Source organism: Pelomonas margarita, from assembly GCF_043555875.1.
GTDB lineage: Bacteria > Pseudomonadota > Gammaproteobacteria > Burkholderiales > Burkholderiaceae_C > Pelomonas > Pelomonas margarita.
This window is the reverse complement of the sequence record NZ_JBIGHW010000005.1, coordinates 292,836-312,037: the sequence shown is the minus strand read 5'-3', so window position 1 is coordinate 312,037 and position 19,202 is coordinate 292,836. Positions and strand designations below refer to the sequence as shown.

The window sequence follows — 19,202 nt, the reverse complement described above, 5'->3', positions numbered from 1 at the left end:
GAGCGAAATCAAACGAAATTCTAGGTGGCGTGAATGACGTCACGCCGTCAGCACATCGTCAGACGCCCAAAGCACAGTCCGCGCCAAGCAACTCCAGGAGACAGACGATGAGCACGCTGAACACCTACGCCCCCAGCCCCGAGTGGGTGGCCAACGCCCATGTGAAGGGCGAGGCCGGGTACGCGGCGCTGGTGGCCGAGGCCGAGAAGGACTACGCCGGCTACTGGGCCCGCCTGGCCCGCGAGCTGCTGAGCTGGCAGACGCCGTTCACGAAGACGCTGAACGACAGCGACGCCCCGTTCTTCAAGTGGTTCGAGGACGGCAAGCTGAACGTCTCTTACAACTGTCTGGACCGCCACGTCGAAGCCGGCAAGGGCGACAAGACGGCGCTGATCTTCGAGGCGGACGACGGCACCGTCACCCGCGTCACCTATGCCGAGTTGCTGGCCAGGACCAGCCAGCTCGCCAACGCGCTGAAGGCGCGCGGCATCCAGAAGGGCGACCGTGTCGTCATCTACATGCCGATGTCGGTCGAAGGCGTCGTGGCCATGCAGGCTTGCGCCCGCATCGGCGCGACGCACTCGGTCGTATTCGGTGGCTTCTCGGCCCAGAGCCTGCGCGACCGCGTGCAGGATGCTGGCGCCGTGGCGCTGATCTGCGCTGACGAGCAGCAGCGCGGTGGCAAGGCGTTGCCGCTGAAGGCCATCGTCGACGAGGCGCTGGCTGACAACAGCTGCCCGACGCTGAAGGATGTCATCGTCTACCAGCGCACCGGCGGCAAGATCGGCTGGGTCGAGGGCCGCGACCTGTGGCTGCACGAGCTGACCGCGGCGCAGCCGACGAGCTGCGCGCCCGAGTGGGTCGAATCCGAGCATCCGCTGTTCCTGCTCTACACGTCCGGCTCCACCGGCAAGCCCAAGGGCGTGCAGCACAGCACCGGTGGCTACCTGCTGCACGCGGCGCTGACGACCAAGTGGACCTTCGACCTGAAGGACGACGACATCTTCTGGTGCACGGCAGACATCGGCTGGGTCACCGGCCACACCTACATCACCTACGGCCCGCTCGCGCTGGGCGGCACCGAGATCGTCTTCGAGGGCGTGCCCACCTATCCCGACGCCGGCCGCTTCTGGCAGATGATCCAGAAGCACAAGGTCACCATCTTCTACACGGCACCGACGGCGATCCGCTCGTTGATCAAGGCGGCCGAGAGCAACGAAGCGGTCCACCCGAAGAAGTACGACCTGAGCAGCCTGCGCCTGCTGGGCTCGGTGGGCGAGCCCATCAACCCAGCTGCCTGGGAGTGGTACCACCAGCACGTGGGCGGCGGCCGCTGCCCCATCGTCGACACCTTCTGGCAGACCGAGACCGGCGGCCACATGATCACGCCGCTGCCCGGCGTGACGACGCTGGTGCCCGGCTCCTGCACGCTGCCCTTCCCGGGCATCACGACGGCCATCGTCGACGAGACCGGCAACGACGTTCCCAACGGTCAGGGCGGCATCCTGGTCGTCAAGAAGCCGTGGCCGTCGATGATCCGCACCATCTGGGGTGACCCCGAGCGCTTCAAGAAGAGCTACTACCCGTCCGAGCTCAAGGGCTACTACCTGGCCGGCGACGGCGCCATCCGCGATGCCGAGACGGGCTACTTCACGATCACCGGCCGCATCGACGACGTGCTGAACGTGTCGGGCCACCGCATGGGCACGATGGAGATCGAGTCGGCGCTGGTCAGCTGCACGGAGCTGGTGGCCGAGGCCGCCGTCGTCGGCCGCCCCGACGACACGACTGGCGAGGCCATCTGCGCCTTCGTCGTCCTCAAGCGCCCGCGCCCCAGCGGCGACGAGGCCAAGGCCATCGCCAAGCAGCTGCGCGACCATGTCGCCAAGGAGATCGGCCCGATCGCCAAGCCCAAGGACATCCGCTTCGGCGACAACCTGCCCAAGACGCGTTCCGGCAAGATCATGCGCCGGCTGCTGCGCTCGGTGGCCAAGGGCGAGTCCGTCACGCAGGACACGTCCACGCTGGAAAATCCTGCGATCCTTGAGCAGTTGGGTCAGGCGTACTGATTCGTGCAGGCCTGATCGGCGCGTTTCGTTCGCAGGCCGCCGGGCGAGTGCCCGGCGGCCTTGTTGTTTTTTGGGTCGCGTCAGGCCTGAGCGGCAACGCATCGACAAAAAAACAAACAGGCCCCGCAGGGCCTGTCGTGTCGTGCCGCCTCGCGGGGGCGGCAGGGCCGGTCACTTGACCGTCAGCACCCACTTGGCGAGCGTTTCGGCCTCGGCCGGCGTCACGGCATTGGGCGGCATGGGCATGGCGCCCCACACGCCGGAGCCGCCCTTCTGGATCTTCTCGGCCAGCTTCTTGTAGGCGTCCTTCTCCTTGGCGTACTTGGCGGCAACGTCCTTGTAGGACGGGCCCACCAGCTTCTTGTCCGTCGCATGGCAGGCCATGCAGTTCTTCTTTTGCGCCAGTTCTTGGCTGGCGAAGGCGGCGGGGGCGATCAGGGCGAGGCCGAGAACCAGGGCTTTCATGAGAACCTTTCTAAAGGAAGCGTGAACTACAGTGGCCGTAAAGATACCTGAAGGAGATGCCGCATGGCGTTCGTATTGATCGGCGTGCTCTTGATCGTGCTCAAGGTCGGCGGTTTTGTGCAGTTTCACAAGGACGAGTTCTGGGCCTGGGTGTGGGTGCTGTCACCGTTTCCGCTGGCGGTGCTGTGGTGGTGGTTCGCCGACAGCACCGGCCTGACGCAGAAGAAGGCCATGCAGGCACTGGACGCCAAGAAGGCCGAGCGGCGCGAGCAGTTGATGGAGGGCCTGGGACAGGCCCGGCCGGGCAACAAGAAGCGCCGCTGAAGGGCGCGCGCCGGGGCGCTGGCTATGATGCCGGCCGCCTCTTTTTCTTGCCGAGCTCATGCTGGTCCACCCCCAGTTCGACCCCATCGCCCTCCGTCTCGGCCCGTTGGCCGTGCACTGGTACGGCATCACCTACCTGATCGCCTTCGGCCTGTTCCTGTGGCTGGCCGGCAAGCGCGTGGGCCAGCCCCAGCATGCCGCCGTCGGCTGGACGCGTCGCGATGTGGACGACGTGCTGTTCTATGGCGTGTTGGGCGTGGTGCTCGGGGGGCGGCTGGGCTACTGCTTCCTCTACAAGCCCGACTACTACCTGCACAACCTGGCCGAAGTGTTCGCCGTCTGGAAGGGCGGCATGGCCTTCCATGGCGGCCTGCTCGGCGTGTTGCTGGCGCTGTGGTGGTTCGGGCGGCGGCGTGGGCGCGGGTTCTTCGAGGTCGCTGACTTGATCGCGCCCTGCGTGCCCACCGGCATCATGGCCGTGCGCCTGGGCAACTTCATCAATGGCGAACTCTGGGGCCGTCCGGCACCGGCCGATCTGCCGTGGGCCATGATGTTCCCGCAGGCGGCTGACGGCGGCATTGCGCGCCATCCTTCACAGCTCTACCAGGCCATGGGCGAGGGGCTGCTGCTGTTCGTGATCTTGTGGCTGTACGCCCGCAAGCCACGCGCCACGGGCCAGATCTCCGGCGTCTTCATGATGGGCTACGGCACGCTGCGCTTCGTGGCCGAGTACTTCCGCGAGCCGGACGATTTCCTGGGCTTGCGCGCGCTGAACTGGAGCCAGGGCCAGTGGCTCAGTCTGCCCATGATCCTGACCGGCCTGGCCATCTTCCTCTGGGCTACCCGGCGCAACCTGCGTTCCGCCTGAGCTGCTCATGAGACAGATCTTCTTCGACACCGAAACCACCGGCCTGGAGGCCGACAAGGGCGACCGCATCATCGAGATCGGTTGCGTGGAGATGGTGAACCGGCAGTTGACCGGCAACAACCTGCACCTCTACATCAACCCCGAGCGCGCCAGCCATGAAGACGCGTTGCGCGTGCACGGGCTGACCGAGCAGTTCCTGTCCGACAAGCCCAAGTTCGCCGAGATCGTGGACCGGCTGCTTGAGTTCCTGGCGGGTGCCGAACTCGTCATCCACAACGCGCCCTTCGACATTGGCTTCGTCAACGCCGAGCTCAAGCGGCTCAAGCGCGGCGTGCTGACCGATCACGTGGCCAGCGTGCGCGACACGCTGCTCATGGCGCGCGACCAGTTCCCCGGCAAGGCCAACTCGCTGGACGCACTGTGTCGCCGGCTGGAGGTCGACAACACCAAGCGCGTGCTGCACGGCGCGCTGCTGGACGCGGAGCTGCTGGCCGATGTCTACATCCGCTTGACGCGCGGGCAGGACGCGCTGCTGATGGACGACCACGGCGATGCGTCGTCCGGCGAGTCCGAGGCGGCCGTCGAAGTCGTCGATCTCAGCCGTTTCGAGCTGCCGGTGCTGCGTGCCGACGAGGCCGAGTTGGCGGCGCACACCAAGATGCTGACTGACCTGGACAAGGCGGCAGGTGGCAGCTGCAAGTGGCGAGCGTTTGAACCTTCAGAAACCGTGGCATAATCGTGGGCTTCCCGCAAACGGAAGCGTTGTCGGGCGGTTAGCTCAGCGGTAGAGCACTGCCTTCACACGGCAGGGGTCGCAGGTTCGAACCCTGCACCGCCCACCAACTTCAGGCCTCAAGCGCCTGATGGGTCCTGACAACGCGCTGGTTTCTGGGAAAAACAGGGTCCGATCCCTGTAAAAAATCGGGCGGTTAGCTCAGGGGTAGAGCACGACATTCACACTGTCGGGGTCGGGGGTTCGAAACCCTCACCGCCCACCAAACACCCACCAAACCCGGCCTTGCGCCGGGTTTGTCGTTTCCGGCCCCATTCTGGGCTTCATGGCAGGCGCTGCACTGCTTGCCCGAACCACCGCGCGCTGTAGCTGCTCGCCCTAGTCGGCATCGCTCTGTACGGTGCTGTGGGGGCAGTCACCTGCGCCATTTCGCAGCGGTGCTGCTCTTTGCGCCGACCGTGGTCATGGCGCAGTTCAAGTGCACAGGCGCCGATGGAAAGGCCAGCTTCCAGCAGATGCCCTGTGCCGCCGGCGGGAAGCAGCAAGCGCTAGTGCTGAAAACGCCACCGCCCGATGCGGCATCCAATCGCCCGAGCGATGGCATCACAACACTCCGGGATGTTGTGACCGGAGAACCGCGCATCGTGAAGCAGATGGAAGCTGACCGGCGTGTCCGAGAGCTCGAACAGGAGATACGCGCCGCCGAATCAAGCATTGCCGGCCGAAGCGGTGCAATGGATCGCGAGCTAGTGGACCTGCGCAACCGCAAGCAGTTCGCAAACAACAACCTTGCGGACGCGACCTATGAGCAGTCGATCAGCGCGGAAATGCAAGCGGTCGCCGCGAAGTACAAGGCGCTGAACGACATCGACCTAGAGCGACTTCGACAACTCAACACCAGCTTGGTCGCAGCAAAACAGGCCGCGGGCAAGTAGTTCCCGTGAGCGCCCGCCGGGCTGCATCAGCTGCTCGCAAAGACTGACGCACGCCATGCTGGCGTGGTTGGTTGCGATTTTGTGGTCAGCTTTCTATCCATTAAATGATTTCTGTCGTTTTAAAGGATAGATCGCTGCCCCTTATTGCCTGTCGATGCCTTGATTTTTGTTGTTCTAAAGGATAGATTTCTATGCATTAAACACGGATTTCATCAGTTAAGAGACAGCATGCTGGACTTCAGCTTCGCAACGGCCGACGAAATCGCTCAGGAACTGGCCGGCCGTCTGAAGGCGGCTCGGCTGGCCCAGGGGGTTCAACAGTCTGAGTTGGCGCTGCGTGCTGGCGTTTCCGCGGGCACGGTCAAGGCGCTGGAGAAGAGTGGCCAGAGCACCGTGACCTCGCTCATTCGTGTGGTGCAGGCACTGGGCCTGACCCAGCACCTGCAGCAAGCGTTCGTGCTGGAGGTGCGCTCGATTGCACAGATGGAACAAGCCCAGCGCGCGCAGCGCCAGCGGGCGCCCCGCAAGCCCAAAGGTACGGGCACGGGCGCAGCAACCTCCAAGGCCTGACCCATGAAGAAGCTTTTCGTCTACTACGAGGGCTGGGGTGAGCGATGGCTGTTGGGCACGCTGGCCGATGATGGGCAGCACCTGCTCTTCGAATACTCCGCCGAAGCGCTGCGGCAGGGACTGGAACTGTCTCCCCGCCATCTGGCCCTGCGCGCGTCGGCGTACGGCGACTTCTCCGCCCACCAGATGCGCCTGCCCGGGCTCGTGGCGGATGCGCTGCCCGATGGCTGGGGGCTGCTGCTGATGGACCGACTGTTTCGCCAGCACGGTCGCAACCCCGCCAGCGTGTCGCCGTTGGACCGGCTGGCGTTCATCAACGGCCGGGCGATCGGAGCGCTGTACTTCGAGCCGGCAGAGAACATGGATCTGCCAGCCGCGGACGTGCAGTTGCTGGAGTTGGCGCAGCAAGCCAGGGTCATCATCTCGGACAAGGACAGTGACGCGCTGCGCAGGCTGGCGGTGATGGGTGGTTCGCCTCACGGCGCTCGCCCCAAAGTCCTGGTGCACTACAACCCCGCCACCGGCTTCATGAGCACCGTCCCGTTCGAGGGCTCAGAAGCATGGCTGGTGAAGTTCCAGGCTCAGGACGAGCACAAGGAGGCCTGCGCCATCGAGGTGCTTTATGCGGAGCTCGCTGGCGCGTCAGGACTGAACATGCCGACCACCCGCTACTTCGACCTGGACAAGAAGCTCGCGGCCTTCGGGATCCGGCGCTTCGACGTGGAAGACGGGATGCGCGTTCCCGTACACACCCTTGCCGGGCTCATGCATACCAACTTCCGCTTGCCTTCCTCGGTGGACTACCTCACCTTCCTGCGTGCCACGCGCTTCATCACCCGCAGTCAGGTCGAGGTGGACAAGGCCTATGAGCGCGCGGTGTTCAACGTGGTCTTCAATAACCGCGACGACCATGCCAAAAACTTCTCCTACCGGCTGGGGCGGGACCGCAGCTGGCGGCTCGCGCCGGCCTACGACTTGACCTTCAACGAAGGGCCGGGCGGTGAACACCAGATGGAGGCTGTGGAGAGGGCTGCCACATCACGCGCAACCACATGCTAAAGCTGGCGAAGCAAGGTGGCGTCGACGTTGATGTCGCGCAGGCCGTCGTGGACCGGGCTTTGGCCGTGGCGCAAACTGTTGCCACGCGCGCGAAGCGTCATGCGATTCGGCCCATGACGGTCAAGACCCTGTGTGCGGCCATCCAAGCGAACCAGCAGCGCATGGCCTGAGCGCTGCATCCATCGCACGGGCGTGCAGACACCCCCAAGGGGCCATGATTGGCGTTGGCATCATCAACCCGGCCTTGCGCCAGGTTTGTCGTTTCTGGCGCCGCAGGGGCGGCCGCGACTCAGCCCGCGCAGCGCACGTAGTCGACGAACTCGAACCTCAGGCCGTTGGCGCCCGTGTGCGCCTCGCGGCTTGCCGTGGTGAAGTGTTGGCGCGGCCAGGCCGGGAAGTGCCGGTCGGCGTCGGGAAACGCTGCGTCCACCTCGGTCAGCGCCAGCCGGTGGGCGTGGGGCAGCGCCAGCGCATAGATCTCGCTGCCGCCGATCACGCAGATCTCGGGCTCCGTGCAGGCGGTCAGCGCCGCGTCCAGGCTGGCGAATACCTCGGCACCGGGCAGTGCGCTCGCCGAGCGGCTGACAACCAGGTTGCGCCGGCCGGGCAGGGGGCGGAACTTGGCCGGTAGTGAGTCCCAGGTCTTGCGGCCCATGATGACCGGCTTGCCGGTGGTCAGCGCCCGAAAGCGCGCCAGGTCTTCCGGCAGATGCCACAGCAGCGCGTTGTCGCGGCCGATGGCACCGTCGCGGGCGACGGCGGCAACCAGCGTGATCGTGCTCATACCGCCACCGGCGCCTTGATGGCCGGATGCGGGTCGTAGCCGCTGAGCTCGAAGTCTTCGAAGGCGTAGTCGAAGATGGACGCCGGGCGGCGCGTGATCGTCATCAATGGGTAGGCGCGCGGCTCGCGGGCGAGTTGTGTCTGCACCTGCTCCACGTGGTTGTCGTAGATGTGGCAGTCGCCGCCGGTCCAGATGAAGTCGCCGAGTGCCAGGTCGCATTGCTGGGCCAGCATCATGGTCAGCAGCGCGTAGGACGCGATGTTGAACGGCACGCCGAGAAAGATGTCGGCCGAGCGCTGGTAGAGCTGGCAGCTCAGCTTCCCGTCCGCCACGTAGAACTGGAAGAACGCGTGGCAGGGCATCAGGGCCATCTTGGACAGGTCGGCCACGTTCCACGCGCTGACGATAATGCGGCGGCTGTCGGGGTTGCTCTTGAGCGTCTGCACGACCTCGGCAATCTGGTCGATGTGGCCGCCGTCGGGTGTGGGCCAGTTGCGCCATTGCACGCCATACACGGGGCCGAGGTCGCCGTCCTCGCGCGCCCATTCGTTCCAGATCGTCACGCCGCGTTCCTGCAGCCATTGGACGTTGCTGTCGCCGCGCAGGAACCACAGCAGCTCCAGGATGATGGACTTCAGGTGCACCTTCTTCGTCGTCACCAGCGGAAAGCCCTGGGCGAGGTCGAAGCGCATCTGGTGGCCAAACACGCTGCGGGTGCCAGTGCCAGTGCGGTCGCTCTTGCGCACGCCATGCTCGAACACATGGCGCATGAAATCTTCGTATTGCTGCGGAGGGCGGGGCAGGGTGCTCATGCCCCGCATTGTCTCCGCTACGGTGCCAGCAGCACCTGCAGCACGCGCCGCATGACCGGCGCCATGGCCGGCACGCGCTGCGACATCGCCGGATCGCGCACGCTCAGCGCGGTCAGCCCGTTGAACAGCGCGCCCAGCATCAGCGCGCGGCCCTGGATCTCGCCGGCGGGAAGGCGGTCCGCCTGCTCGCCCAGGCTTTGGCGGATCAGCTCCTGGGCCTTTGCGTTCACCAGCGCCTGGCTCTGCTGCACGACGGCCGCGAGCTTGGGGTTGCGGCTGGCTTCGGCCAGCACCTCCAGCTGCAGTGCGGCCTCGGCCACCTGGCTGTGCTCGTCGATGGCCTCTTCGGTGCCGGCCAGCAGCGTCTCCAGCAGGTCACCGGCCTGGCGGAACTCGGCGATGCGGGCCAGCACGTCCTCGCAGTCCCGCTCGACGATGGCCGCAATGATGTCGTCCTTGTTCTCGAACAGGTTGTAGATGTGGCCCGGGCTCATGCCCGCCGTCTTGGCGATCTCGGCCATGCTGGCGGCGTGGAAGCCGCGGCGGCGAAAACAGTCGGCCGCGGCGTCCAGCACTTGCTGGCGTCGGGCCAGCGTGCGGTCGGAGGGAGTGGTGGTGACAGTCACGAGCTGGATTGTGTGCCGGCCTGGCCGCCGGCCAGCACCTTGTACAGCGTCACGCGGTTGACCTGCTGCGCCAGCCGGCTGCTGATCAGGCCTTGCTCGGCGGCGTACAGCGAGCGCTGGGCGTCCAGCGTGGCGAGGCGGTCGTCCAGGCCCTGGCGGAAGCGCGCCTCGGCCAGCCGCAGCGCGTCCTGCGTCTGCGCCACGAGCCGCTGCTGCGACGCGATCTGCTGGCCCAGTGTGGCGCGTGCGGCGAGCGCATCGGCCACGTCGCGGAAGGCCGCCTGGATGGCCTTTTCGTACTGCGCCAGCGCGATGTCGCGGTCCACCTGGGCGATGCTCAGGTTGGCCTGGTTGCGGCCGGCGTCGAAGATGGGCAGCGACACCTGCGGCATGAAGGTCCACAGGCCTGAGCCCGAGCGGAACAGGCCGTCCAGCTCGCCGCTGGCGCTGCCGGCGCTGGCCGTGAGGCTGATGCGCGGGAAGAAGGCCGCGCGTGCCGCGCCGATGTTGGCGTTGGCCGCCTGCAGCGTGCGCTCGGCCTGCTGCACGTCGGGGCGGGCCAGCAGCACCTCGCTGGGCAGGCCGGCGGCCAGCTCGGCGGTCTGCGTGACGGCCGTGGCGGTGCCGGCCATGGGCAGTTGCTCGGGCGTCAGCGGCTGGCCCACCAGCAGCGCCAGCGCATTGCGGTCCTGCGCGACCTGGGTGGTCAGCCCGGCGAGGTCGGTCTGCGCCGTCTCGGCAGCGATCTCGGCCTGGCGCAGGTCCAGCGCAGAGGCCACGCCGGCCGCCTGCAGCCGCTGCGTGAGGCGCAGGCCGTCCTGGCGGGACAGCAGCGTCTGCTCGGCCAGACGCAGCTTCTCCTGGTCGGCGGCCAGCGTCAGGTAGGCGCCCGCCACTTCGGCGACGAGGCTGAGTTGCGCGCTGCGGCGGGCGTCGTCGGTGGCGAGGTATTGCTGCAGCGCCGCGTCGTTGAGGCTCTTCACGCGGCCGAACAGGTCCAGCTCCCAGGCACTGACGCCCAGCGTGGCGGTGTACTGGCGGCTGATGCTGCCGCCGGGCGAGCGCGTGGCCGATTGAGCCGCGGCGGCGTTGACGCTGGGCAGGCGGTCGGCCTGCTGCACGCCGTATTGCGCCTGGGCGCGCTGCACGTTCAGCACCGCCACGCGCAGGTCGCGGTTGTTCGCGAGCGCCTGTTCGATCAGGGCTTGCAGCCGCGCGTCAGTGAAGAACTCGCGCCAGCCGAGGTCGGCGGCCTTGGCTTGCGTGGCGCTGCCCTGGGGCACCGGCCATTGCGTCGCCACCGGGGCGGCAGGGCGCTCATACGTGGGCGCCATGCTGGCGCAGCCGGCCAGCGCGAGGCTCGCGGCGAGGATGGTCAGGAACTTGGTCATGTCACACGCCCTCCAGGGCTTGGGGTGCCGCCTTCGGGGCGTGCGCCGGGGAAGTCTTCTTGGGGAACCAGGTCTGCACGGCGACGAAGAACACGGGCACAAAGAAGATGCCCAGCACCGTCGCGCTCAACATGCCGCCCAGCACGCCGGTGCCGATGGCGTTCTGACTGCCCGAGCCGGCGCCGGTGGCGATCGCCAGCGGCAACACACCCAGCGCGAAGGCCAGCGACGTCATCAAGATGGGGCGCAGCCGCAGGCGCACGGCCTCCAGCGTGGCGGTGACGGCGTCGCGGCCGGCCTCCATCTGCTCCTTGGCGAACTCGACGATGAGAATGGCGTTCTTGGCCGACAGGCCGATGGTCGTCAGCAGGCCGACCTGGAAGTACACGTCGTTGGACAGGCCACGCAGCGTTGCTGCCAGCAGCGCGCCGATGACGCCCAGCGGCACCACCAGCATCACCGAGAACGGGATGCTCCAGCTCTCGTACAGCGCGGCCAGGCACAGGAACACCACCAGCAGCGAGATCGCGTACAGCATGGGTGCCTGGTCGCCGGTCAGGCGTTCCTGGTAGGACAGGCCCGTCCAGCTCACGGCTATGCCCGGGGGCAGCTGGGCGACGATGGCTTCCACCGACTTCATCGCCGCACCCGAGCTCTGGCCCGGCGCCGGCTGGCCCAGCACTTCCAGTGCGGGCAGGCCGTTGTAGCGCTCCAGGCGGGGCGAGCCCAGCTCCCAGCTCGCCGTGCCGAAAGCCGAGAACGGCACCATCTGGCCCTGCGCGTTGCGCACGCGCCAGCTGTTCAGGTCGTCGGGCTGCATGCGGTAGGCAGCGTCGGCCTGCAGGTAGACCTTCTTCACGCGGCCGCGGTCGATGAAGTCGTTCACGTAGGCGCCGCCCCAGGCGGTGGACAGCAGGCTGTTGATGTCGGCGACCGACAGGCCCAGGGCACCGGCCTTGGCCGTGTCTACGTCCAGGCGCAGCTGTGGCGCGTCGGCCAGGCCGTTGGGGCGCACGGCCACCAGCGTCGGGTCCTTGGCGGCCAGGCCCAGGAACTGGTTGCGCGCAGCGACGAGCGCGTCGCGGCCCACGCCGCCCTGGTCCTGCAGGTAGATGTCGAAGCCGCTGGCGTTGCCCAGCTCCAGCACGGCCGGTGGTGCGAACGCGAAGACGGAGGCGTCGCGGAACTGCATGAAGGCGCCCATCGCGCGGCCGGCGATGGCCTGCACCTGCTGGGCGGCGCTCTTGCGCTCGCCCCAGTCCTTGAGCTTCACGAAGCCGATGGCCATGTTCTCGCCACGGCCGGCGAAGCTGAAGCCGGTGACGGCGAACACGGACTCGACGTTGTCCTTCTCGTTCTGCAGGAAGTGGTTCTCCACGCGTTGAACGACGTCCATCGTGCGCGCCTGCGTGGCGCCGGCCGGCAGCTGGATCTGCGAGAACAGGATGCCCTGGTCTTCTTCCGGCAGGAAGGACGTGGGCAGCCGCATGAACAGCCAGGCCATGCCCAGCACCAGCGCGCCGTAGACCACCAGGTGACGGCCCCAGCGGCGCAGCATGCGCGCGACGACGCCCTGGTAGCCGGTGGTGGCGCTGTCAAAGCGCCGGTTGAAGGCACCGAAGAAGCCGCGCGTGGCCGGACCGTGGCCCGGCTTGAGCAGCGTGGCGCACAGCGCCGGCGTCAGCACCAGGGCGACGAACACCGACAGCACCATGGCCGACACGATGGTGATGGAGAACTGGCGGTAGATGACGCCGGTGGACCCGCCGAAGAAGGCCATCGGGACGAACACGGCCGACAGCACGAGGGCGATGCCCACCAGCGCGCCGGTGATCTGGCCCATGGACTTGCGCGTGGCCTCTACCGGGGACAGGCCTTCCTCCGTCATCACGCGCTCCACGTTCTCGACGACGACGATGGCGTCGTCCACCAGCAGGCCGATGGCCAGCACCAGGCCGAACATCGTCAGCGTGTTGATGGAAAAGCCCGCCGCGGCCATGACGCCGAAGGTCCCCAGCAGCACCACCGGCACCGCGATCGTCGGGATCAGCGTGGCGCGGAAGTTCTGCAGGAACAGATACATCACCAGGAACACGAGGATCACCGCCTCGATCAGCGTCTTCACCACCTCGTGGATGGAGACTTCGACGAAGGGCGTGCTGTCGTACGGGATGACGGCCTTCACGCCGGCGGGCATGAAGCCCTCCATGCGCTGGAGTTCCGCCTCGACGGCCTTGGCCGTGGACAGCGCGTTGGCGCCGGTGGCCAGCTTCACGGCCACGCCTGCGGCGGGCTTGCCGTTGTAGCGCGACACGGTGGCGTAGCTCTCCGCGCCCAGCTCCACGCGGGCGACGTCACGCAGATGCACGGTGGCGCCGTCGGCGGCCGTCTTCAGCACGATGTTGCGGAACTGCTCGGGGGTCTGCAGCCGGCTCTGCGCCGTCACGGTGGCGTTGAGCTGCTGGCCCACGTTGGCGGGCGCGGCGCCCAGTTGGCCGGCGGAGACCTGCGCGTTCTGCGCCTGGATGGCGGCGGACACGTCGGCCGGCGTCAGGCCGTGCTGGTTGAGCTGGTTGGGGTTCAGCCAGATGCGCATCGCGTACTGCGCGCCGAACAGCTGCACCTCGCCCACGCCTTCCACGCGGCTCAACGGGTCCAGCACGTTGGTGGACACGTAGTCCGACAGGTCGGTGCCGGAGAGCTTGCCGTCCTCCGACACGAAGCCCACCACCATCAGGAAGTTGATCGTGGACTTCACCACCTGCACGCCCTGGCGTTGCACTTCCTGCGGCAGCAGCGGTGTGGCGGCGGCCAGCTTGTTCTGCACCTGCACCTGGGCGGTGTCGGGGTTGGTGCCGGCGGCGAAGGTCAGTGTGATGCTGGCGTTGCCCTGCGAGTCCGACGTGGAGGACATGTAGGTCAGGCCATCAATGCCCTTGAGCTTTTGCTCGATGACCTGGGTGACGGTGTCTTCCAGCGTCTTGGCCGAGGCGCCGGGGTAGGTGGCATTGATGGAGACCTGCGGCGGCGCAATGCTCGGGTATTGCGAGACCGGCAGCGTGCGGATGGACAGCGCGCCGGCCAGCATCACGACGATGGCCAGCACCCACGCGAAGATGGGGCGGTCGATGAAGAAGCGTGACATGGGAGAGCCTTTCGATCAGCGGGCTTGCGCGGCAGCGACCGGGACGGTGGCGGCGGCCGCTGGGGCCTGCACCGGTTGCACCGGTGCGCCCGGGCGCAGGCGCTGCAGGCCGTCGACGATGAGGTGCTCGCCCGCGGCCAGGCCCGAGGTCACCAGCCACTGGCCGTTCACCACGGCGCCGGTCTGCAGCACGCGGGCCTCGGCCTTGCCGTCCTTGTCGACGACCATGGCTGTGGCGTTGCCCTTGGCATCACGTTGCACGGCGGCCTGCGGCGCCAGGATGCCCTCGGCCTGCACGCCGCTCTGCACCTGGGCGCGCACATACATGCCGGGCAGCAGCTGGCGCTTGGGGTTGGGGAACTGGGCGCGCAAGGTCACGCTGCCGCTGGCCGGGTCCACTTGCAGCTCGCTGAACTGCAGCTTGCCGGCCAGCGGGTAGGTGCTGCCGTCTTCCAGCAGCAGCGTCACGCGTGCCTGGCCGGCAGCGTCGCGCTGCAGCGTGCCGTCGGCCAGCTGGCGCTGCAGGCGCAGCAATTCGGCGCTGGTCTGCTGCACGTCGACATAGATGGTGTCCAGCTGCTGCAGCGTGGCCATGGCGGTGGTCTGGTTGGCGGTCACCAGCGCGCCGGGTGTCACGGCCGAGCGGCCGATGCGGCCGGCGATGGGCGCCGTCACGCGGGTGCGGTCCAGGTCGATCTGTGCGGTGCGCACTGCCGCGGTGGCGGCCGCCACGTCGGCTTGCGCCTGCTTCAGCGCCGCCTGGGTGTCGTCGCGCAGTTGCTTGGAGACGGCGTCGATGCCGGCCAGCTCGTCATAGCGGGCGGCCTTCAGACGCGCGGTCGTCGCGGCGGCCTCGGCCTTGGCCAGCGTGGCGCGGGCGCTGTCCAACGCAGCCTCGTAGCTGGCGGGGTCGATCTGGTAGAGCAACTGGCCGGCCTTGACGTCGCTGCCCTCGGTGAAGGCGCGGGTCTTGACGATGCCGGTCACCTGCGGCCGCACCTCGGCGGTCTGCGTGGCCACGGTGCGGCCGGCCAGCTCAGTGGCCAGCGTGACGCGCTGCGGCTGCAGCGTGAGCACGCTCACCTGGGCCGCCTGCGCTGCGCCGGCCTGTGGCTGGGTCTGGGAGCCGGCCTTGCCGCAGGCGGTCAGCGACAGCGCGGCCAGCACGGCGACCGCCAGCGTCAGCGCGGTGAACACCGGCATGCCGAATGAAAGACGGGAAGGGGACTTGGACATCGTGAACCTCGGTGGCGGAGCCGCTGCCTGCAGCGCCTTGAATATTGAATGATCGTTCATTCTATTTTTCTGCTGCGCCGCAGCAAGCGAAATCTGAATGACCATTCAGTCTTATGGGGACATTGCGGGCGCTGTCGTGACATCCCGCACAGGCTGTGAGCACAACGGCCGCCGGGCCGAGCGCGGGTGATCAGCCGCAGCGCCAGCAGGGTTTTGATGGGAATAATTCTCAAATGCGATTTGTTCGCATTTATGATGAAAAAGACCGCTGCTACCACGGCAGCGCGGCCGCCATCCCTTGTCTTTGACCCCACACGCCATGTCCCCTTACCGGCTCCGCCCGCTTGCCGCCTGCCTGACCCCGCTGCTGCTCAGCGCTGCGGCCCAGGCCCATTCGCCCTACCTCAAGCCCAACGACTTCAACCCCTCGGCGCAGCGCAAGCACGTGACCGTCGAGGCCTCGTTCGCCGAGGGCGACTTGCGCCCCGACGTGGCGATGAAGTCCGACGCCTTCCACCTCGTCGGTCCCGATGGCAAGCAACAGCCGCTGACGCCCGCCGCTGTGCTGAAGGACGCCAGCTACCTGGAAGTGCCGCTGGCCGCCGGCAACGGCACCTACCTGGTGTCCAGCGGCCTGCGCAAGGGGCGCCTCGCCAAGGGCGTGCTGCGCCAGGGCCAGGTGCATTTCGCCGAGCGCAAGGACGACGTGCAGCCCGGTGACCAGCCCATCGAGGTGCAAAGCCTCACGCGCGCCGATGTCTACGTGACGCGCGGCACGCCCACGGCGCCAGACTTCAGCATCGACGGCGTGCAGATCCAGCCCGTCAGCAAGCCCTATGCGCTGTATGCCGGCGAGACCGTCACCGTGCGCGTGCGCGACGGCCGCCAGCCGCTGGCCGGCCAGGCGCTGACCGTCATCGCCGATGGCCAAAACTACGCCAGCCACAAGCAGCCCGAGCAGGACTACACCAGCAACGCGGCCGGCGAGGTCAGCTTCAAGCCCAAGACCGCCGGCCTGTACCTGCTGCAGGTGCGCGTGCGCCGCGCCTCGCCCGACAACCCCGCGCTGTGGCTCAGCCACACCGCTACGCTCACCGTCGAAGTCCAGCCCCAGCCGTGAAACCCGCCATTGCCATGAAGCACGCCCTCGCCACCGTCCTGTTCGCCATCGCCGCGCTGCCCGCCGCAGCTGCCTCGCATTCCTCCACCACTTTCATCACCGAGCAGGACCTCAACGGCGACGGCCGCGTGCTGCTGGACGAGTTCAAGCTGGGCCGCCAGGTCGAATTCACGCGCATGGACTTCAACGCCGACGGCCAGCTCAGCGAGGCCGAATACCTGGGCGAGTTCGAGGGCCGCCTGATGCAGCGCGTCGGCAAGATGGCCGACCCCGAAAAGCGCAAGGAAGAGCTGCAGCGCCAGATGCGCCAGGCCAAGGTGCGCTTCGGTGTGCTGGACGCCGACAAGAACGGCAGCATCAGCCTGGAGGAGTTCCAGGCCACGGGCCTGCGCATGTTCAAGCTGCACGACCGCAACCAGGACAACGGCGTCGACGAGGTCGACATCAAGCTCGCCGAAGAAGAGCGCAAGGCCGGCAAGACCGGCTTCGTGTCGCCCTGAGCCTCGCGCGGCCCATCCCCGCCGCGCTGACGCCGCTGTGACGGCGGCGGCCAGCGCGGCCGCGCCATTTCCCATCCCTGTTTGCCCTCCCGGCCAGCGCGCCGCCGCCCAGCGGCCGGCGTGCGGCCCGCCGTCGCCAGCCATCGCATCGCGAAGCCAGCCAGGCTCACCCCACAAGGTTTCGCATGCACAAGAAGATCCATTCGCGCGTTGTCGTTCGCGCTCCCCGTGCCTTGGCGCTCGCACAAGCCGCACGCCAGGCCCTGATCGCGCTGGCCGTGACCGGCGCCACCGCGCAGGCACAGACCCCGCCCAAGAAGCCCGCTGAAGACGCCGATGCGCTGCCCGTCGTGCGCGTCAAGGCCGCCGCCGAGCGCCCCGAGGCCGGCAGCCGCAGCGTCGTGACGGCGGCCGATGTCGAGCGCAGCGGCGGCACCGGCATTGCCGACGTCATGCGTGAGCAGCCGCTGGTGGAGGCGCCCGGCACCACGCTGGGCTCCACCCGCGGCGCCAGCCGCTACGACCGTGGCGGCACGACCAACTACAACATCCGCGGCGTCGAGGGCAACCGCGTGGGCCTGGACGTGGACGGCATCGAGATGCCCGACGCCGTCAGCCGCGCGCCGCTGACCGCGCGGTCCGAGGACGGCACCTTCGGCATGGGCCGCGACTTCATCGACCCCGACCAGTACGCTGCCGTGGACATTCAGTCCGGCACCACCAACGCCCAGCGCTCGGCCGGCGGCATCGGCGGCGCGGTGAGTTTTCGCAGCAAGTCGCCGCAGGATTACGTCAGCGCGACCAAGCCCTTCTACGCCGGCGCCAAGCTCGGCTACAGCGAGGCCAACCGGACCTGGACCAAGGGCACCACGCTGGCCGCCCAGACCGGCGACCTGGGCCTGCTGCTCAGCTACACCCGCCGCGACGGCCAGCAGACCGAGAACCACAGCGCCAGCGTCGCCGCCTACCCGGAGGACTGGCATTCCGACGCGCTGCTGCTCAAGGGCGTGCTGCGCGTGAACCCGGCGCACCAGCTCGAACTCGCCGCCGACCTCTATCGCAAGCAGAGCGACTCCGCCTTCGACAGCTGGAACACGGCGGCCACCGCCATCACCGGCCGCTCGGTGCAGGACGCCAGCACGCGCCGCGACACCGTCTCGCTGGCCCACCGCTGGACACCCGGCGCCGGCGGCCTGCTGGACCGGCTGGACACCCGCGTCTTCGCGCAGAACACCGACATGGACGACGCCACCCGCACCGTCACGCTCGCCACCAACGCGCAGACGCTGGAAACCTCGCGCAACAGCACCACGCAGGTCGGCTTCTCCACCGTGGGCGAGAAGCGCCTCGGCCGTCACGGCCTCAAGTTCGGCCTCAACCACTCGCGCACCGAGAACGAACACCCGTTCACGACCACCGACACCGGCCTGGGCGCCGTGGGCCAGCCCTTCCCGGACACGCTGACGCTGCGCACCGGCGCCTTCATCGAGGACAGCATCGACTTCACGCTGGCAGGAAAGCGCCTCACCATCGTGCCGGGCCTGCGCGTGGATCGCGTGGACCCCAGCATCCGCAACACCGCGCGCTTCGGCAGCACGCGCATCACGCAGGCGGAACTGGAGGCGATGTACGGCAACGCGCCTGCCACCACCATCGCCAGCCCCAGCCTGGCGCTGCTGTACGAACTGCAGCCCGGCCTGAGCGCGTACGCGCAATGGAAGCGCGGCGGCCGCGTGCCCACCAACGGCGAGATCTTTGGCTACTGGAACAGCGGCGGCGGCAGCTACGCGCTGCTGGGCGACCGCAACCTCAAGGCCGAAACCAGCAACGCCTTCGACATCGGGCTCAAGGGCTCGCCCATGCCGGGCGTCACGCTGGCCGGCTCGGTGTTCTACACACAGTACGAGGACTTCATCTCCTACACCCGCTACACGCGCGCCAACAACCCGGAGAAGTTCGTCAACATCCAGCCCAGCCTGTCCATCCTCTACCAGGCCAGCAACCGCGACGAGGCCAGCATCTACGGCGCCGAGCTCAAGCTGCGCCTGGAGCACGGCACCTGGACGCCCGCGCTGCGCGGCCTCTACAGCAGCTGGGCGTTGGGTTACAGCCAGGGCACGTCCAAGTCCAACTACGCGGGCGACAAGGATGTGGACCTCGACACCGTGCAGCCCGCCAAGGCCGTGCTGGGCCTGGGCTATGAGGCCGAGCGCAAGGTGTGGGGCGGCCAGCTCACCGGCACCTTCGTGCGCGCCAAGCAGGCCGTGGCCACCACGCGCCAGTCCTTCAGCAACAACCCCGGTGCCCAGCTGGCCGATGCCACCACGCAGCTTTACCGCGTGCCAGGCTTTGCCCGCTTCGACCTGGCCGGCTACTGGCGCCTGACGCCGCAGCTGCGCCTGAATGCCGCCGTGCTCAATGTCGGTGACAAGCGCTACTGGAGCTACGCCAGCACCCGCAGCCTGCAGCCCGCCGGCGCGCGCGACCAGCAGCAGATCGAGCTGGCCACGGCGCCGGGGCGCACGTTCGCGCTCAGCGTAAGCGCGGAGTTCTGAGACGTGCTGC

General features: G+C 67.8%; 18 protein-coding genes and 2 tRNA genes. 13 read left to right on the top strand and 7 right to left on the bottom strand.

Annotated features, from left to right (window positions below; translation table 11 throughout):
- Positions 1-107 precede the first annotated feature (107 nt).
- Complete coding sequence (gene acs, locus ACG0Z3_RS12215) at positions 108-2,069, top strand: acetate--CoA ligase (RefSeq protein ID WP_394397761.1); 1,962 nt, start codon at positions 108-110, stop codon at positions 2,067-2,069.
- Between the two features lie 171 nt (positions 2,070-2,240).
- Here acs and ACG0Z3_RS12210 read toward each other — a convergent pair whose 3' ends face one another.
- Positions 2,241-2,534 (bottom strand): c-type cytochrome, encoded by a 294-nt coding sequence (locus tag ACG0Z3_RS12210; protein ID WP_394397760.1) that lies wholly within the window; start codon positions 2,532-2,534, stop codon positions 2,241-2,243.
- 63 nt (positions 2,535-2,597) lie between these two features.
- On the opposite strand from ACG0Z3_RS12210, the gene ACG0Z3_RS12205 reads away from it, so the two are divergent.
- The 9 genes from ACG0Z3_RS12205 (at position 2,598) to ACG0Z3_RS12165 (ending at position 7,193) form a co-directional block, all read left to right on the top strand.
- Positions 2,598-2,858: a TIGR04438 family Trp-rich protein gene (locus ACG0Z3_RS12205; RefSeq protein ID WP_394397759.1), complete on the top strand. Its 261-nt coding sequence runs from the start codon at positions 2,598-2,600 to the stop codon at positions 2,856-2,858.
- 58 nt (positions 2,859-2,916) lie between these two features.
- Positions 2,917-3,726 (top strand): prolipoprotein diacylglyceryl transferase, encoded by an 810-nt coding sequence (gene lgt, locus ACG0Z3_RS12200; protein WP_394397758.1) that lies wholly within the window; start codon positions 2,917-2,919, stop codon positions 3,724-3,726.
- Between the two features lie 7 nt (positions 3,727-3,733).
- Complete coding sequence (gene dnaQ, locus ACG0Z3_RS12195; RefSeq protein WP_394397757.1) at positions 3,734-4,462, top strand: DNA polymerase III subunit epsilon; 729 nt, start codon at positions 3,734-3,736, stop codon at positions 4,460-4,462.
- Positions 4,463-4,493: 31 nt separating this feature from the next.
- Positions 4,494-4,568 (top strand) — tRNA-Val (locus tag ACG0Z3_RS12190).
- An 81-nt stretch (positions 4,569-4,649) separates the two neighbouring features.
- Positions 4,650-4,724, top strand: a tRNA-Val gene (locus ACG0Z3_RS12185).
- 172 nt (positions 4,725-4,896) lie between these two features.
- Entirely contained in the window at positions 4,897-5,394 is a 498-nt protein-coding gene (locus tag ACG0Z3_RS12180) for a DUF4124 domain-containing protein (RefSeq protein ID WP_474101440.1), read from the top strand.
- Positions 5,395-5,622: 228 nt separating this feature from the next.
- Positions 5,623-5,964, top strand: coding sequence for a helix-turn-helix domain-containing protein (locus ACG0Z3_RS12175; RefSeq protein ID WP_394397755.1), 342 nt, complete (start codon positions 5,623-5,625; stop codon positions 5,962-5,964).
- Positions 5,965-5,967: 3 nt separating this feature from the next.
- Entirely contained in the window at positions 5,968-7,023 is a 1,056-nt protein-coding gene (locus tag ACG0Z3_RS12170) for a type II toxin-antitoxin system HipA family toxin (protein WP_394397754.1), read from the top strand.
- On the top strand, positions 7,017-7,193 hold the full coding sequence (locus ACG0Z3_RS12165) for a hypothetical protein (RefSeq protein ID WP_394397753.1): 177 nt from the start codon (positions 7,017-7,019) through the stop codon (positions 7,191-7,193). The genes ACG0Z3_RS12170 and ACG0Z3_RS12165 overlap by 7 nt, the downstream gene beginning before the upstream one ends.
- A 119-nt stretch (positions 7,194-7,312) precedes the next feature.
- On the opposite strand, the gene ACG0Z3_RS12160 is transcribed toward ACG0Z3_RS12165, so the two are convergent.
- From ACG0Z3_RS12160 to ACG0Z3_RS12135, 6 genes are read right to left on the bottom strand one after another with little or no spacing between them, the layout of a single operon-like run.
- Positions 7,313-7,807 (bottom strand): dihydrofolate reductase, encoded by a 495-nt coding sequence (locus ACG0Z3_RS12160; RefSeq protein WP_394397752.1) that lies wholly within the window; start codon positions 7,805-7,807, stop codon positions 7,313-7,315.
- Positions 7,804-8,619: a thymidylate synthase gene (locus ACG0Z3_RS12155; protein ID WP_394397751.1), complete on the bottom strand. Its 816-nt coding sequence runs from the start codon at positions 8,617-8,619 to the stop codon at positions 7,804-7,806. Before ACG0Z3_RS12155 ends, ACG0Z3_RS12160 begins: the two co-directional genes overlap by 4 nt.
- Positions 8,620-8,636: 17 nt before the next feature.
- Positions 8,637-9,245 carry a TetR/AcrR family transcriptional regulator gene (locus ACG0Z3_RS12150; RefSeq protein ID WP_394397750.1) on the bottom strand — a complete coding sequence of 203 codons (609 nt, stop codon included), beginning with the start codon at positions 9,243-9,245 and terminating at the stop codon, positions 8,637-8,639.
- A complete protein-coding gene (locus tag ACG0Z3_RS12145) occupies positions 9,242-10,636 on the bottom strand; it encodes an efflux transporter outer membrane subunit (protein WP_394397749.1) in 1,395 nt (464 codons plus the stop codon). Before ACG0Z3_RS12145 ends, ACG0Z3_RS12150 begins: the two co-directional genes overlap by 4 nt.
- 1 nt (position 10,637) lies before the next feature.
- Positions 10,638-13,781: an efflux RND transporter permease subunit gene (locus tag ACG0Z3_RS12140; protein WP_394397748.1), complete on the bottom strand. Its 3,144-nt coding sequence runs from the start codon at positions 13,779-13,781 to the stop codon at positions 10,638-10,640.
- A 15-nt stretch (positions 13,782-13,796) separates the two neighbouring features.
- A complete protein-coding gene (locus ACG0Z3_RS12135) occupies positions 13,797-15,017 on the bottom strand; it encodes an efflux RND transporter periplasmic adaptor subunit (protein WP_394397747.1) in 1,221 nt (406 codons plus the stop codon).
- Positions 15,018-15,336: 319 nt separating this feature from the next.
- Between ACG0Z3_RS12135 and ACG0Z3_RS12130 the strand changes: the two genes are divergently transcribed.
- The 3 genes from ACG0Z3_RS12130 (at position 15,337) to ACG0Z3_RS12120 (ending at position 19,192) form a co-directional block, all read left to right on the top strand.
- Positions 15,337-16,137, top strand: coding sequence for a DUF4198 domain-containing protein (locus ACG0Z3_RS12130; RefSeq protein ID WP_394397746.1), 801 nt, complete (start codon positions 15,337-15,339; stop codon positions 16,135-16,137).
- A 14-nt stretch (positions 16,138-16,151) separates the two neighbouring features.
- Positions 16,152-16,637, top strand: a complete 486-nt coding sequence (locus ACG0Z3_RS12125) for an EF-hand domain-containing protein (RefSeq protein ID WP_394397745.1) — start codon at positions 16,152-16,154, stop codon at positions 16,635-16,637.
- Positions 16,638-16,822: 185 nt separating this feature from the next.
- Positions 16,823-19,192, top strand: coding sequence for a TonB-dependent receptor domain-containing protein (locus tag ACG0Z3_RS12120; protein WP_394397744.1), 2,370 nt, complete (start codon positions 16,823-16,825; stop codon positions 19,190-19,192).
- Positions 19,193-19,202 lie beyond the last annotated feature (10 nt).